The sequence below is a fragment of the Terrisphaera buseokensis genome (assembly GCF_047521145.2).
Classification (GTDB): domain Bacteria; phylum Verrucomicrobiota; class Verrucomicrobiia; order Opitutales; family Opitutaceae; genus ER46.
The window spans coordinates 672,616-686,694 of record NZ_CM134186.1; the positions used below are offsets into that span (position 1 = coordinate 672,616).

Annotated in this window: 15 protein-coding genes; 10 read left to right on the forward strand and 5 right to left on the reverse strand. The window is 65.3% G+C overall.

Features of this window, described 5'->3' with window-relative positions:
* Positions 1-79 precede the first annotated feature (79 nt).
* From hisC to ACLJEU_RS02520, 4 genes are all read left to right on the forward strand, one after another.
* On the forward strand, positions 80-1,204 hold the full coding sequence (gene hisC / locus ACLJEU_RS02505; protein ID WP_414664434.1) for a histidinol-phosphate transaminase: 1,125 nt from the start codon (positions 80-82) through the stop codon (positions 1,202-1,204).
* Positions 1,165-1,773 carry an imidazoleglycerol-phosphate dehydratase HisB gene (gene hisB, locus ACLJEU_RS02510; protein ID WP_414664435.1) on the forward strand — a complete coding sequence of 203 codons (609 nt, stop codon included), beginning with the start codon at positions 1,165-1,167 and terminating at the stop codon, positions 1,771-1,773. The genes hisC and hisB overlap by 40 nt, the downstream gene beginning before the upstream one ends.
* A gap of 100 nt (positions 1,774-1,873) precedes the next feature.
* Positions 1,874-2,518, forward strand: a complete 645-nt coding sequence (gene hisH, locus ACLJEU_RS02515) for an imidazole glycerol phosphate synthase subunit HisH (RefSeq protein WP_414664436.1) — start codon at positions 1,874-1,876, stop codon at positions 2,516-2,518.
* 205 nt (positions 2,519-2,723) lie between these two features.
* Positions 2,724-4,022, forward strand: coding sequence for a citrate synthase (locus ACLJEU_RS02520; RefSeq protein WP_414664437.1), 1,299 nt, complete (start codon positions 2,724-2,726; stop codon positions 4,020-4,022).
* A gap of 169 nt (positions 4,023-4,191) precedes the next feature.
* Here ACLJEU_RS02520 and ACLJEU_RS02525 read toward each other — a convergent pair whose 3' ends face one another.
* Positions 4,192-4,905, reverse strand: coding sequence for a VC0807 family protein (locus tag ACLJEU_RS02525; RefSeq protein WP_414664438.1), 714 nt, complete (start codon positions 4,903-4,905; stop codon positions 4,192-4,194).
* 212 nt (positions 4,906-5,117) lie between these two features.
* On the opposite strand from ACLJEU_RS02525, the gene ACLJEU_RS02530 reads away from it, so the two are divergent.
* The 6 genes from ACLJEU_RS02530 to ACLJEU_RS02555 all read left to right on the forward strand — a co-directional run bounded on the left by ACLJEU_RS02530 (position 5,118) and on the right by ACLJEU_RS02555 (position 12,006).
* Positions 5,118-5,870, forward strand: a complete 753-nt coding sequence (locus ACLJEU_RS02530; protein WP_414664520.1) for a pyridoxine 5'-phosphate synthase — start codon at positions 5,118-5,120, stop codon at positions 5,868-5,870.
* An 84-nt stretch (positions 5,871-5,954) separates the two neighbouring features.
* Entirely contained in the window at positions 5,955-6,380 is a 426-nt protein-coding gene (gene acpS, locus ACLJEU_RS02535; protein WP_414664439.1) for a holo-ACP synthase, read from the forward strand.
* A gap of 15 nt (positions 6,381-6,395) precedes the next feature.
* On the forward strand, positions 6,396-7,031 hold the full coding sequence (locus ACLJEU_RS02540) for a hypothetical protein (protein ID WP_414664440.1): 636 nt from the start codon (positions 6,396-6,398) through the stop codon (positions 7,029-7,031).
* On the forward strand, positions 7,028-8,551 hold the full coding sequence (locus ACLJEU_RS02545) for an NAD(P)H-hydrate dehydratase (RefSeq protein WP_414664441.1): 1,524 nt from the start codon (positions 7,028-7,030) through the stop codon (positions 8,549-8,551). The genes ACLJEU_RS02540 and ACLJEU_RS02545 overlap by 4 nt, the downstream gene beginning before the upstream one ends.
* Complete coding sequence (gene dprA, locus ACLJEU_RS02550) at positions 8,541-9,671, forward strand: DNA-processing protein DprA (protein WP_414664442.1); 1,131 nt, start codon at positions 8,541-8,543, stop codon at positions 9,669-9,671. The genes ACLJEU_RS02545 and dprA overlap by 11 nt, the downstream gene beginning before the upstream one ends.
* A 238-nt stretch (positions 9,672-9,909) precedes the next feature.
* Positions 9,910-12,006: a S9 family peptidase gene (locus ACLJEU_RS02555; protein ID WP_414664443.1), complete on the forward strand. Its 2,097-nt coding sequence runs from the start codon at positions 9,910-9,912 to the stop codon at positions 12,004-12,006.
* Between the two features lie 202 nt (positions 12,007-12,208).
* Here ACLJEU_RS02555 and ACLJEU_RS02560 read toward each other — a convergent pair whose 3' ends face one another.
* The 4 genes from ACLJEU_RS02560 to nrdR are packed head-to-tail and all read right to left on the reverse strand — an operon-like array spanning position 12,209 to position 14,058.
* Positions 12,209-12,550, reverse strand: coding sequence for a histidine triad nucleotide-binding protein (locus ACLJEU_RS02560; protein WP_414664444.1), 342 nt, complete (start codon positions 12,548-12,550; stop codon positions 12,209-12,211).
* Between the two features lie 42 nt (positions 12,551-12,592).
* The gene (locus tag ACLJEU_RS02565) at positions 12,593-13,033 is read right to left on the reverse strand and encodes a GxxExxY protein (RefSeq protein ID WP_414664445.1); all 441 of its coding nucleotides are present in this window, start codon (positions 13,031-13,033) and stop codon (positions 12,593-12,595) included.
* Between the two features lie 2 nt (positions 13,034-13,035).
* The gene (locus tag ACLJEU_RS02570; protein WP_414664446.1) at positions 13,036-13,548 is read right to left on the reverse strand and encodes a hypothetical protein; all 513 of its coding nucleotides are present in this window, start codon (positions 13,546-13,548) and stop codon (positions 13,036-13,038) included.
* Positions 13,549-13,590: 42 nt separating this feature from the next.
* The gene (gene nrdR, locus ACLJEU_RS02575; RefSeq protein ID WP_457795333.1) at positions 13,591-14,058 is read right to left on the reverse strand and encodes a transcriptional regulator NrdR; all 468 of its coding nucleotides are present in this window, start codon (positions 14,056-14,058) and stop codon (positions 13,591-13,593) included.
* Positions 14,059-14,079: the final 21 nt, after the last annotated feature.

The window sequence follows — 14,079 nt, forward strand, 5'->3', positions numbered from 1 at the left end:
CCGGGGCGATGCAGGTGTGATTGCCCCGGCGTTCGTCGGGCTTGTCGAACGCCCCGGACTGACGTTGTGTGGCCGTTCCATGTCCGACCTTTCAGCCCTCGCATTGCCGCACATCGCGAAGCTCCACGCCTACACGCCCGGGCTGCAGCCGACCGAACCGGGCTGGGTGAAGTTGAACACCAACGAGTGCCCGTACCCGCCGAGTCCGCGGGTGGCCGAGGCGCTGCGACGCGAGATCGGCCCGGACGGCGCGTCGCTGCGGCTCTATCCGAATCCCCGCAGCACGCCGCTCCGCGCCGCGGTTGCCACGTTGCACGGTCACGGTCTCCGCGAGGCGAATGTCTGCATCGGCAACGGCTCGGACGATATCCTGAACCTGTTGATTCGTGCCTTCGTGACCCAGGAGGCCGCAGCGGGCTTCACGCTGCCGAGTTACTCGCTCTATCCGGTGCTGGTGGAGATTCAGGACGGGCGAATGCAGACGATTGAGTTCGATCGCTCCATGCAGCTACCGGTCGAGCGGATCGCGGCGTCGACCGCGCGCGCGTTTTTCCTCACCTCGCCCAACGCCCCGACGGGTGTCGCGTTTTCCAACGCGGATCTGGAACGCGTATTGGCGTCGTATCGCGGCCTGTTCGTCGTCGACGAGGCGTACGCGCCCTTCGCACGCGAAAACGCACTCCCGCTGCTCGCGCGCCATCCGAATCTCGTCATCGTGCGCACGCTTTCGAAGGCGTACGCGTTGGCCGGCATCCGCGTGGGTTACGCGCTGGCCGCGGCCGGGATCATTGATCTGCTCGATCGCGTGCGCGACAGCTACAACGTCAACCGGCTCTCGCAGGTTGCGGCCGTGGCGGCGCTCGAGGATCCGGCGTATTACGACGGCGTGATTGCGAAGATTGTCGCGACGCGCGATCGGGCGGTGGCGGCGTTGGGCCGGCGCGGGTGGTTCACGTATCCGTCGCAGTCGAACTTCATCTTCACTGAGCCGCGGAACGCGCGCGGCGAGAGCGGGCCGGCGGTGTCGAAGTCGGCCTACGATTTCCTTTTCGCCCGCAAGGTGCTTGTTCGGCACTTTCCGAGCCACGCCTTGACCGCGCCTTTCCTGCGCATCAGCGTCGGCACGGATGCCGAGATGGGCGTCCTCAGCGACACACTCGACGCATGGCTACAGGCTCCACCACCCCACGCACCGCAACGGTAAACCGCACCACGGCGGAGACCGAAATCGCGCTCACGCTCGCCATCGACGGCCGGGGCGCGTCGACGATCGACACGGGCGTGCCGTTTTTCGATCACATGCTGACGCTGTTCGCGAAGCATGGGCTCTTCGATTTGAACGTGAAGGCCAAGGGCGACATCGCCGTCGATTATCACCACACGGTCGAGGACGTCGGTCTCGTGCTGGGCCAGGCCTTCCGCGAGGCGCTCGGTTCCAAGGTGGGCATCAAGCGCTACGGATTCTTCATTCTGCCGATGGATGAGTCGCTGGCGCGCGTCGTGGTCGACGTTGGCGGCCGGCCGCACCTCGTGTACGAGGCGAATCCGCCGACGATGTTCGTGCGCGACTTCAACATCGTGCTCGTGAAGGAATTTTGCCGCGCGTTCAGCAACGCGCTCGGTGCCAATCTGCACGTCCAGCTCGTGTACGGCGAGGAGCCGCACCACGTGGCCGAGGCGATCTTCAAGTGCCTCGCCCGCGCGCTGGACGTAGCGACGCAAATCGAGCCGCGTGCGGCGGATCAGCTGCCGAGCACGAAGGGCAAAATCTAGCGGCCCGCCGAGGAGTCGAAAAGACCAGGAGACGAGACGCCGAACGTTTGGCCGCTCGACTCCTCGACCCTCGATTCTTCGACTCCGCTTCTCCCCCGCCATGATCGCCGTCATCGACACAGGCATCTGCAACTTGCGCAGCGTCACGAAGGCGTTGGAGGCCGTCGGCGCGACCATTCAGGTCGTGCGGACGCCAGATGAGGTGATTGCCAGCGGGGCGCACGGACTGGTGCTGCCCGGCGTTGGCGCATTGCGCGATTGTGTGGCGGCGTTGCGGGCGACGCGGCTGGATGACGTCGTTCGCGCGTGGATTGAGGCGGATCGGCCGTTTCTGGGGGTGTGCCTCGGGATGCAGGCGCTGTTCGAGCGTTCGGAAGAGGGCAACGTCACGGGCCTCGGCGTGTTTCGCGGCAGCGTGGTGCGATTTCAGCGGCCGCGGGAGTTCAAGATCCCGCACATGGGTTGGAACACCGTGCGGTTTGTGCAGGCCGAATCGCCGTTGGCGGCCGGGCTGGCCCCGGCAGGCGAGGCGTTTTATTTCGTGCACAGTTTTCACTGCGTGCCGGCCGATCACGCGCTGGTGCTGGCGGAGTGTGACTACGGCGGAGAGTTCTGCGCGGCCATCGGGCGCGGCCGGGTGTTTGCCACCCAGTTCCATCCCGAGAAGAGCCAGGCGAAGGGCCTGCAGATCTATCGCAACTTTGCGACCGTGGCGGAAGCGGAGCTGAAAACTCAGCGGACGTGATCCGCCGCTGTCGGGGCGCGGTCCGCCCGCACCCGAGGCGAGCGTTTCACAAGCCAATCCGGGCTGCGGCGAGCCACGTTCCTGCCGGGTGTGGTCATTAGGGTTCAGAGCGATCGTGGTGAGCGGATTAATTTCCCGCTTAACTCGCGGTCTGCCCCAAACTTTTCTTTGCCAGCGACGGGGATTTAGCTTCGCTCGTCGTAATATGGCCACGACTGCGTCGCTGAAATTGGACGATAAGGAGTTTCCCCTGCCGATCATTGTCGGCACTGAAGGGGAGAAAGCGATCGACACGCGCGCCCTGCGCGCCACGACCGGCTATATCGCCTTCGACCAGGGGTACGGCAACACCGGCTCCTGCGAGAGCAAGATCACCTATCTCGACGGCGACAACGGCATCCTCCGGCACCGGGGTTACCCGATCGAGCAGCTCGCGAGCCGCAGCGATTTCGTCGAGACTGCCTATCTGGTGATTTACGGCGAACTGCCGACCCTGGCCCAGCGCAAGGACTTCGGCCTCCTCCTGCGCAAGAATGCGGCCGTCGAGACGCAGATGCAGAAGATCCTCGAGGGTTTTCCGACGGCGGCGTCCCCGATGGCGATGCTGTCCGCGCTGGTCAGCGCGTTGCCGGCTTACCACGCGGATCTCGCGACCAACAACTTTGAGAAGGATCTGCAGACCTTCGACCTCGCGGCGGCCATCGCCATGTCGAAGATTCGGACCTTCGTGGCGATGATCTATCGTTACCAGAAGGGCCTGCCGTTCATGTTCCCGAAGCAGGAGCTGCCGTTCTGCGACAACTTCCTGCACATGATGTTTTCCGAGCCGTACAAGGATTACATCGCGATGCCGGAGGTTTCTAAGGCGCTCAATTTGCTCCTGCTTCTCCACGCCGATCACGAGCAGAACTGCTCGACCTCCACGGTGCGCATGGTCGGCTCCAGTGCGTCGAATCTGTTCACGGCGATCTCCGCCGGCGTGTGCGCCCTGGCCGGTCCGCTCCATGGCGGTGCGAACGTGGCTGTGATGCACATGCTGCAGTCGATTCACGACGAGGGTGACGACGGCACGCGTTTCATCGCCGCCGCCAAATCGGGCTCGAAGAGCAACCGGCTGATGGGCTTCGGCCACGCCGTGTACCGCAACTTCGATCCGCGCGCGAAGATCATCGGCGAGGCCTGCGACACCGTGCTCAAGAAGCTCGGGATCGAGGATCCGCTCCTCGTGATCGCCAAGAATCTCGAGCAGGCCGCGCTGCGCGACGACTACTTCATCTCGCGCAAGCTGTACCCGAACGTGGATTTCTATTCCGGCATCATCATGCGCGCGCTGGGCATCCCGATGAACATGTTCACGACGATGTTCGCGATCGGCCGGGCTCCCGGCTACATCGCGAACTGGCGCGAGGTGGCTTCGCAGCCCAAGGGCCGCATCTATCGTCCGCGTCAGGTCTACGTGGGCGCGACGAAGCGCGATTACGTCGCGATCGCTGATCGGAAGTGAGCCGCATTGACCGCGGATAACGCGGATATGTCTAGAATCCGCTTTATCCGCGCCATCTGCGGTCAAGTTCAGGAGCGTGGAGGTGGTTGTAACGGTTCCCCCACGGCAACTCGCCGCTCGCGGGCGCTCGCAGCGACGCCCGCTCTTTAAACCATCCCCCACACCCCGCCTACGCTTTTTGCTTCGCGCCGCCGCCGCGGACGATCTCGTCGAACTCGAGGCCCGTGAGCCGGGTAAGGCCGTTCATCAGCCGGTAGAAGATGACCATCGTGACCACCATGCTCGGGAGCACGATGACGGGCCAGTTCAGGACATTCATGCGGCCGAGCTCGGCGTTGAACTCGGGCGTGCCGACCGGGCTTTTCAAGAGGTAGCGGGCCAGCCCGAAATTCAGGACCGCGCTCAACAGGAACGACAGCGCCAGCCCGATGCTCGCATTGGCCAGCAGCCGATCGAAGGCGGAACGGTGGCCGTGCTCCACGAGCGCCGCATCGACCTTGGCCGTGTCGATCACCTGATCGTTCCAGAGCAGCTCGTGCACCAGGGGACGCTTCGTCCGCATCGACACCAGCACCGCCACGCCGAACAACAACGGAATGGCGCCTTCCTTCACTGCGAACCAAAAGCCGTCGACCTTCAGATGATTGAGGGCGCCGGTGAGGAGCACGCTGCAAATGCCGACCACGGAAAAGACGTTGGTCTTCTTCCGCCGGATCAAATCGTAGATGCCGTAGCCGAGGGGGAAAATCAGGGCGAGCAGCATGCCGCCGTTCGGGCCCAGCCGGTTCTCATCGCTGAGCTTCATCAAGATCACCGTGGGAAGGGCGATGTTGCAGACGAGGTTCAGCAGGAGGTTCTCGCGTTTGGGCGCGGTGGGGGGCATCCCTTAACTCAACGCGGGTTTTTCCTGTGTCGGAAGCGGAAAGTGTGACGTAACGGGTGCAGGTCCTACGTAACCCCCGCGCCGGGAAAAACGGCTCGCGAAGGGTTGGCAAGGTGGAGTGCCCGGCAGACGCCGCCGATAACACTTCGGTCCCACGCCACGGCCCGACATTTCTTTTGCCAAGCGACCGGGCGACCAGCGTAGTGGGCGGCATTGCCATGATTTTCCTCGGGGTAAACATCGACCATTGTGCGACGTTGCGGCAGGCGCGGTATCGCGAAGCGGGGGCCACGACCGGCGGCGTCGTTGAGCCGGATCCGGTGACCTTCGCGCTGCTGGCCGAGCGCGCGGGCGGCGACGGCATCACGGTGCATCTCCGCGAAGACCGGCGGCACATCCAGGAACGCGATGTCTGGCGTCTCCGCGAGTGCATCGGCACGCGGCTGAATCTCGAGATGGCGTGCACGCCGGCCATGACGGAATTTGCGCTGAAACTGAAGCCGGAGTTCGTCTGCCTGGTGCCGGAAAGCCGGCAGGAAGTGACGACCGAGGGCGGGCTGGACGTCGTCGGAAGTCGCGACCGCGTCAAAGCCTGCGTCGAGGCCATGACCGCCGCCGGGATCAAGACCAGCCTCTTCATCGATGCGGACGACCCGCAAATCGAGCTGAGCGCGCAGCTGGGTGCGCCGTATGTCGAACTCCACACGGGGGCGTACGCGAACGCGTTTCACACCGCCCGCCGCGCCGCGGAGTATCAACGGCTGCGCCTCGGCGCGGTGCGCGCGCACGACCTCGGGCTCGTGGTCAACGCCGGCCATGGCATCAATTACGTCAACATCGCCGAGGTGCGCACGCTACCTCACCTGCACGAGTTGAACATCGGCCACAGCATCGTGAGCCGCGCGCTGTTCACCGGCGTGGACGAAGCCGTGCGCGAAATGAAGGCGCGCATGAACGGGGCCTGAACATTGCCCGCGAAGTGCGCGAATTCATGCTAATATTCCCCGGTTGATTCGCGTTTATTGGCGTGATTCGCGGGCGCACCTACGATGGACCTCACTCTTCCTCCCGGCGGCATCCTGATTGGCATCGGCACCGATCTGATCGAGGTGGACCGCGTCCGCGGCGTGCTGGAGCGGCAGGGCGAACGCTTCCTCAACCGCGTGTTCACCGACGAGGAGCGCGCCTACTGCGGCAGCATGAAATATCCGCACAAGCACTACGCCGCGCGGTTTGCCGCGAAGGAGGCGGTGTCGAAATGCTTCGGCACCGGCATCGGCGTCGAACTGGGCTGGCGCTCGGTCTCCATCTACCACGGGCCGCGCCATCAGCCGCTCGTGCGGCTCGACGAACAAGGCCAGGCCCTGCTGCGGCACGTGGGCGCCACGCACGTCCACGTCAGCCTCTCCCACACGGACACCATGGCGATGGCGGTTGCCGTGCTGGTGGATAACCGGCCGCGCTCGCTCGGCTGACGGCACACTCTGCGCATGGACGACGAATCCCCCGAATCCGAGCAGCGTTATCCGGTTTCGACGGCGAAGATGTCGAAGACGCCGTCGTGGATCATGCTTGGGTTTCTGCTGGGCGCCGCGTTCGTGCTGGCCCTGCCACCGCTGCGCCGGAAAACACCGCCGGAGCCGGCGACGATCCGCGCCGTCGAACCGCCGGCCGCGTCCGCGGGACCGCGCGAGCCGCCGCTGCTCTCGACCATCGAGGACGTGTTCGCCATCTGGGGCCGGCACGCGGTGTGGTCGGACGATCTCACCGAGGTGGCGCTGTGGAATGTCCGCGATCAGGCGTTCAACCAGTTCTTCGAAGTTCGCCGCGACAGTGACACGTACTACTTCCGCACGATTCCGCGGCTGACCCGGCGGATTGTCGCCCGCGGCAAGCACGTCACGGAAGCGCCACTGCAATTTACCGAGACCGAAGAGCAGTATGCCGAATGGCAGAAGTACGGGCGCAACGAGCGACCGGTCGAACGCGAAGCACGCCCGCGTCCCTCGGCGCCGGCGCCCGCGGCGGCACCCGCACCCGCTCCCGTTGATCGCACGCTACGCGCGCCGTTGTTGCCCAACCTTGAACTTGCGCCGCCGGCGGATGCGGCGAAAAAATCCCCGTGAATCGCGCGCTTGCCGGCACCTGTCCGATTCTCACGTGCGACGAGGCGCGCACGCTCGAGGCGGCGTTGTTTGCCGGCGACGAGGCCCGCGAGTGGGCCGCGATGCGGCAGGCGGGCCAAGCGATCGCGGCCGCCGTGCTGCGGGACAGCGGCGAGATCGGCGGACTGCCCGCCGCCGCCCGGCTGCTCGTGCTGGTGGGCAAGGGGCACAACGGCGGTGACGCCCTGATCGCGGCCGACGCCCTGCTGCGCGCCCTGCCGCTCGCACGTGCCGAGGTGGTGTTCGCCTTTGGCGAACGCCCGCTGCGGCCGCTCGCGGCGCAGGCCTGGCGCGAATTCGCCCAGCGCGCCGGCGATCGCGTCCGCGGCAGTGCGGGCGTGCCGCCCGCCTTCTGCTACGACCTCTGCCTCGACGGCGTATTCGGATTTCAATTTCGCCCGCCCGCCGACGCCCGCATCACTGACCTGCTTGAACACGTGAACGCGATGCCGATCCGGCTGCGCGCCGCGGTCGACCTGCCGAGCGCGGGCCTCTTCCAGGCCGACTTCACCTACGCCACCGGGAGCGTCAAGGCGCCCGTCGTCGGCGATCCGAAGGCCGGCCGCGTGCGTTACCTCGATCTCGGCTTCTTCCCGTATCGGACTCCCGGAGACAGCCGCGTGCTGACCGCCCGCCTCCTCGCGCCGCTCGCGGGCCTGCGTCCGCCGCACTCCGACAAGCGCACCTTCGGCCACGTCTTCATCCTTGGCGGCTCGCGGAGCTTTCCCGGCGCGGTGCTGATGACCGTGCTCGCGGCCCTGCGCAGCGGCGCGGGCCTGGTCACGGCGTTCGTGCCGGAATCGGTGGTCGGCGCATTTGCCGCGCGTGCGCCCGAGGCGATGTGGGTCGGCTGGCCCGAGACGCCCTCGGGCGGCCTCGCGCTCGAAGGTGAGCACCTGTGGCGCGAACGCATGGAGCGTGCGAGTGCTTTGGTGGTGGGACCGGGCCTGGGCCGCGATCCCGAAACGCTGGCGCTGGTGGCGAGCCTCGTGAGGTCCTCGACTGTCCCCGTCGTGATCGATGCCGATGCGTTGCAGCCGGAAACAGTGTCTGCCGGCTCCGCGCCGCGGATTCTGACGCCGCATGCGGGCGAGTTTGCGCGGATCAGCGGCGGTCTCGACGGACCGGCATTTGCGGCGAAGACGGGCGCCACCGTGGTGTTGAAGGGACCGGTGACGCGCCTCGTGTCCGTCCCGCCGGCGGGTACTGCCGCCGGGAGTGCGAACGCGCCGATTTATCATTCGTTCTTCGGCGGGCCGGTGCTCGCGCGCGGCGGCAGCGGCGATCTCCTCGCGGGTCTGGTGGGCGGATTGCTGGCGCAGACGCCGGGCGATCCGTTGCTGGCGGCGGCACGGGGCGTCGTCTGGCACGGCACGGCGGCGGACCTGCTTGCGCGCGCTCACGGCCAGACCTCTGTAAGTGTTGTCCAGCTGCTCGACTTTCTATCCGCGGCGCTCAAGGAGTCCGCGCATGACCCGTGAAATCTCCGAGCGACAGGCGTTTCTCGTCCTGAACGCCCTGCCGAACATCGGCCCCATCACCCTCAACCGACTGCTCGAGGACCTGGGCGGCGACCCGCGCAGTGTGTTCACGGCGGGACGCCGCCGGCTGGAGTCCGTCAAGGGCGTCGGCCCGGTCATCGCCGAAACGATCACGTCCTGGGAAAGCCATTTCGATCTCGACCGCGAGGAGGAACGCATGGCGAAGAGTGGCGCGGACTTCATCACCACACGCGATGCGACGTACCCGCGGCTGTTGAAAGAGATCAACGACCCGCCGATTGGGCTTTATCGCAAAGGCCAGTACGGCTTCACGCATCCGTGCGTCGCGATCGTCGGATCGCGGCGCACCACGTTGTACGGTCAGACCGTGGCGAAGACCTTCGCCGTCGAACTTTCCCGGCTGGGTTTCTGCGTGGTGAGCGGACTGGCGCGAGGGATCGACACCGCGGTGCATGACGGCGCGTTGTCGGTCGGCGGAAAAACCGCGGCCGTGCTCGGCACGGGCGTGAACCTGATCTATCCGCCGGAAAACCTGGAACTCTATCGGCGCATCGCGGCGGACGGCGCGATCCTCTCCGAGTTTCCCTTTGGCCGGAGCGCAGATCGGCAGTCCTTCGCGATGCGCAACCGCATTGTCGCGGGCATGAGCGAGGCCACCATCGTGGTGGAGAGCGATGTCGACGGCGGCGCGATGATCACGGCGCGCTTTGCCGGCGAACAGGGACGGTTGATCTTCGCGGTGCCGGGGCGGATCGATCAGTCGACCAGTGCCGGTTGCCATCAGTTGATTCGCGATGGCGCGACGCTCATGACGAGTGTCGACGACCTGCTTAGCGAGTTGAGCTATCTCGACGGTCTCCGGCCCGCGCCGATCGGCGAGAAGCCGGCGGATGCCGCCAGCGGCCGGCCGGCGCAGCTGACGGAAACCGAGGCGAAGGCGTTCGCGTGTTTTCGCGGCGGCGCGATTCTGTCGCCCGATGCGATCGCCGCGCAGACCGGCCTGACTGCGGCGGAACTGTCTTCGGGCCTGATGATGCTCGAACTCAAGCGCCTCATCGCGAAACGCGCGGACGGAACGTTCGAGGCCAGAAACGGGTAGGAATTGAGAACTTACAATTGCGGACGGCGGATTTCGGATTGCGGATCGGAAATGGCGGTCTGCGGATTGACAATTGGGTCCACAAGCGTGCGTGAAGCAGTGCGAGCGCGTTCTCCTGAGCTCGCGATCGGTAAATCCGATTCGCAGTCCGCTCTCCGCAGCCTCCGATCCGCAATCCGAAATCCGCAGTCCGCAATTCAAAGTGGAGTCGTGCGCCCGACTGGCGCACGCTGGGCACATGAGACTTCGCGTTCTGATCCTGGCTTGGTGCTCACTCGGGGCGGCGTTTGCCGCCGACGCCGGCAAGCGTGCCGCGACGCACGAAGATGTCTGGTTGATGCAACGGGTCGGAACGCCGGCGCCGAGTCCCGACGGCAAATGGGCGGTGTTCGCAGTGACGGCTCCGGCCTACGACGCGAAGGATCAGAGCGCCGATCTTTGGATTGTGCCGGTCGACGGCTCGCAGCCGCCACGCCAGCTCACGCGGACGAAGGCGCCGGAGTCGGGCGTCGAGTGGAGTCCCGACAGCACGCGCGTCGCCTTTGTCACGAAGCGTGAGGGCGACGACGTCTCGCAGATCTATACGATCGATGTCGCGCGCGGGGGCGAAGCCGAGCGGGTGACTTCGCTTTCAACGGGTGCGCGCACGCCGCGTTGGAGTCCGGACGGCACGAAACTGCTGTTTGTGAGCGAAGTGTTTCCGGGAGCGAAAGACGATGACGCCAACAAGAAGCAGGCCAAGGCGGTCAAGGAGCGGAAGTACAACGCGCGCGTCTACGAAGGTTTCCCGATCAAGTACTGGGATCGCTGGCTCGACGACAAACAGCCGCACCTCTTTGTGCAGGACGCGAAGCCGGGCGCGAAAGCGCGCGATCTGCTGGCGGCGACGCGGTTTGCCGCGCAGCGCGGATTTGCGGGGCGCGAGGCGGAAACGGGCGCGGACCTGCCGGCGACCTGGGCGCCCGACGGGAAGTCCGTGGTGTTCGTCGCGGCGACGAGCAAGGATCGCGCGGCGTTCGCGAGTGTGCCGACGCATCTGTTCGAGGTCGGGATCGACGGCGGCGAACCGCGGAAACTGATCGACGATGCCGACGGTTACGACGACCCGGAGTTTCGTCCGGACGGCAAGGCCCTGCTGGTCGGAGTGCGAAAAGGCGGCGACGGTCGCACGTATCATCACGCGCGACTGGCGTCGTTTCCGTGGCCCTTCGATGCCACCAAGCGCACCGTGCTCAGCGCGCCGCTGGATCGATCGGTCACCCGCTCCGCGGCGAGCGGTGACAGTCGCACGATCTACTTTACGGCGGAGACAGGCCACGAAGTCATGGTGTATTCAGTGAGTGCGGACGGCGGCGCGGTGAAGACGCACGCGCTCGGACGCCCGGGCGTGGTCGGTGGGATCGGTGTGGCGGGCGGGTCGCTCGTGGCGACGTTTGATCACGCCGGCCAGCCGCCGGAGATCGTGCGCATTGATCCTGCGACGAACACGGTGCGCGCGTTGACGGCGTTCAACGCGAGCCGGCTGGCGTCGCTCGACTTTCCCGCGCTTGAACATTTCACCTTCACCAGTGCGCGCGGCCGGACGATTCACAATCTCATCGTGCGCCCCGCGGGATTTGATCCGGCTAAAAAATATCCGCTCTTTGTCGTCATCCACGGCGGGCCCGCGCCGCAGTTCAAGGATGCGTGGGGCCTGCGTTGGAATTATCACCTGCTGGCTTCGCCCGGCTATGTGTTGCTGTTGACGAATTACAGCGGGTCGAGCGGTTACACGGAGGAATTTGGCCAGGCGATTCAGAATGATCCGCTGAAAGGCCCGGCGGACGAAATCAACCAGGCGGCCGACGAGGCCATCAAGCGGTATGCCTTCATTGATGCGACGCGCCAGGCCGCGGGTGGGGCGAGTTACGGCGGTCACCTGGCGAACTGGCTGCAGGCGACGACCACGCGGTATCGTTGCCTTATCTCGCACGCTGGCCTTGTGAATCTCGAGACGCAGTGGGCGACAAGCGACGTCATTTACAGCCGCGAGCTCAACAACGGCGGGCCGATCTGGGAGCAGGGGGCGACCTGGCGGGAACAGAACCCGGTGCGTCTCGCGGGCAATCACGCGAAGAAGACCGGCTGGGTAACGCCCATGCTGCTGACTGTCGGCGAGAGTGACTTTCGCGTGCCGGCAAACAACACGATGGAAAACTGGAGTTACCACCAGCGCCTGCAGATCCCCAGCAAGCTCATCGTGTTTCCGGATGCGAACCACTGGATCACCAAGGGCGAGGACAGCCGCTTCTGGTTCTCAGAGGTGCACGCGTGGCTGGGGAAGTGGCTGAGGTGAGAAACCGGAAAGCGGAGACCGGAGACCGGAGACCGGAGACCGGAGACCGGAGACCGGAGACCGGAGACCGGAGACAGCGACGGAGAGCCTATAAGTGTCGCGAACGCCACACTAGAAGGCGGCGGTGTCCTCTGAGCTTTCGTATCAGCCTCGAGCTCTTGGGATTGTTTCCGGCTTCCGGTTTCCGGTCTCCGGTTTCGAATCATCCCGGCGGCCAGCTCATCTGCCGTTTCGCGAGCAGGTGAACGTGCAGGTGCGGGACTGACTCGCAGGCGTGCGGACCGTTGTTGATCACGAGGCGAAAGCCGTCGGCGAGCTGGAGTTTTTTCGCGACGACGCCGGCGGTGAGAAGGAGGTGGCCGAGGACGGCTTGATCGGCGGCGACGGCGGCGCTGACGCGCGGGATCGCTCGCTTCGGAATAATGAGCAGATGCACCGGCGCCTGCGGCTGGATGTCGTGCAGCACGATGCAGTGTTCGTCCTCGTGCTCGATCCGGGCCGGAATTTCACGCGCGATGATGCGTTCGAAGAGGGTCTTGGACATGGTGGAGGCGTTTACAGGAGATAACGGAGGCAACGGAGCATATCAGAGATTTGCGCCCGGCAGGATGAGACGCGCTACCCCGTCTGTCAGCCTTGCCGCGCTGAAATTGATCACCAGGCCGACTGGGACATTGAGCAGCTTCATGTAGCTCAAGAGTTGAGCCTTGTGGATCGGGAGAACGCGTTCGACGGACTTCACTTCCACCAGGACGGCGCCCTCGATCAAGAGGTCGAATCGCAAGGGATCTTCGCGGGTGAATCCTTTGTACGAAACGGTGACCACTTTCTGGTTGATGGTGGCGAGGTCGCGCAGGCTCAACTCGCACCGCAGGCACCACTCATAAATGGACTCGACCAAACCGGGTCCCTTGTCGCGATGAACCTCAATCGCCGCGGCAATGATGGAGCCGGTTATGCTATCGGCCTTGGAAAACATCAGGTGCATGGTGCGCTCTGTTTCCTCGGTTTCCTCCTGTGAAATCAATGCTACAGAAACAAAAGTTGCAGGGTCGACCCGCGCACCGTGCGGGCGGCGGCGAGGGCGCGGATGAAGGCGAGGGATTCCTCGTACTCTTGTTTCCGCCGCGCGGTCGCCCGCTGGCCGGGAGGAATCAGTGCGGGACGCAAATTCGTGACCAGGAGCGTCGCCTCCCGGAAGCGGGCGAGTTGCCGCAGGCCCGTCATCACTTCGGCGCGGGTGAAGAGTGGCGTCGCGCCCGCGAGGGTGAGCGAAGCATCCCAGTGGTAGAAACCATGCCGCGCCTGTTCCGCGAAGAGCCGCGCGAGCAGTTCTGCGGCGGCCGCCGTGAAGGCCGCGTCGTAGCGCGCGGCGGCTCCGGGTTCACCGGCCAGTTGCGTTTCGAGATCGGCGAGACTGACGGCGATGGCGGACTTGATCTGCTCCGCGAGGTAAAGGTCCTGACCAGTCGCGTGCGCAAACAACGCGTTGATGAAATGCAGCCGGCGCAGGTCGTCGCGGGAGCGGGGGGCGGGTGGCATTTCGTGAAACCAACGCCAGCGCCGGGCGCGGCCGGCGGCGGCTTATTCCGTCCGGGGCTTCGGCTTGTCGAGCGTGCTGATCTCGTCGACGAATTCCGCAACGTCACGGAATTCCTTGTACACGCTGGCGAAGCGAACGTAGGCGACCTGATCGACGGTGCGAAGCCGCTGCATCACGCCTTCACCGATCGCGCTCGAGGGAATCTCCTTTTCGAACTGGGCCTCCATGGCGTCCATCACGTCCTCGACCAGCATTGCGATCTGTTCGCCGTCGACCGGCCGCTTGTGGCAGGCCGCGCGCACGGCGCGCACCAGTTTCTCGCGATCGAAGTCCTCGCGCCGGCCGTCACGCTTGATCACCACCACGCCGTCGCGGACCAGCATCTCCGTCGTGCTGTAGCGATGACCGCATTCCAGGCACTCGCGCCGGCGACGAATCGTCGAGCCTTCCTTGCTGATGCGGGAGTCGATCACCTTGTCCTCGATCGAAGTGCATTTGGGGCAGCGCATGGGGATTTTGTTAGCCCACGA

Coding starts and splice junctions, on each gene's coding strand:
- hisC (WP_414664434.1), top strand. CDS start 80: ATGTCCGACCTTTCAGCCCTCGCATTGCCGCACATCGCGAAGCTCCAC.
- hisB (WP_414664435.1), top strand. CDS start 1,165: ATGGCTACAGGCTCCACCACCCCACGCACCGCAACGGTAAACCGCACC.
- hisH (WP_414664436.1), top strand. CDS start 1,874: ATGATCGCCGTCATCGACACAGGCATCTGCAACTTGCGCAGCGTCACG.
- ACLJEU_RS02520 (WP_414664437.1), top strand. CDS start 2,724: ATGGCCACGACTGCGTCGCTGAAATTGGACGATAAGGAGTTTCCCCTG.
- ACLJEU_RS02525 (WP_414664438.1), bottom strand. CDS start 4,905: ATGCCCCCCACCGCGCCCAAACGCGAGAACCTCCTGCTGAACCTCGTC.
- acpS (WP_414664439.1), top strand. CDS start 5,955: ATGGACCTCACTCTTCCTCCCGGCGGCATCCTGATTGGCATCGGCACC.
- ACLJEU_RS02540 (WP_414664440.1), top strand. CDS start 6,396: ATGGACGACGAATCCCCCGAATCCGAGCAGCGTTATCCGGTTTCGACG.
- dprA (WP_414664442.1), top strand. CDS start 8,541: ATGACCCGTGAAATCTCCGAGCGACAGGCGTTTCTCGTCCTGAACGCC.
- ACLJEU_RS02555 (WP_414664443.1), top strand. CDS start 9,910: ATGAGACTTCGCGTTCTGATCCTGGCTTGGTGCTCACTCGGGGCGGCG.
- ACLJEU_RS02560 (WP_414664444.1), bottom strand. CDS start 12,550: ATGTCCAAGACCCTCTTCGAACGCATCATCGCGCGTGAAATTCCGGCC.
- ACLJEU_RS02570 (WP_414664446.1), bottom strand. CDS start 13,548: ATGCCACCCGCCCCCCGCTCCCGCGACGACCTGCGCCGGCTGCATTTC.
- nrdR (WP_457795333.1), bottom strand. CDS start 14,058: ATGCGCTGCCCCAAATGCACTTCGATCGAGGACAAGGTGATCGACTCC.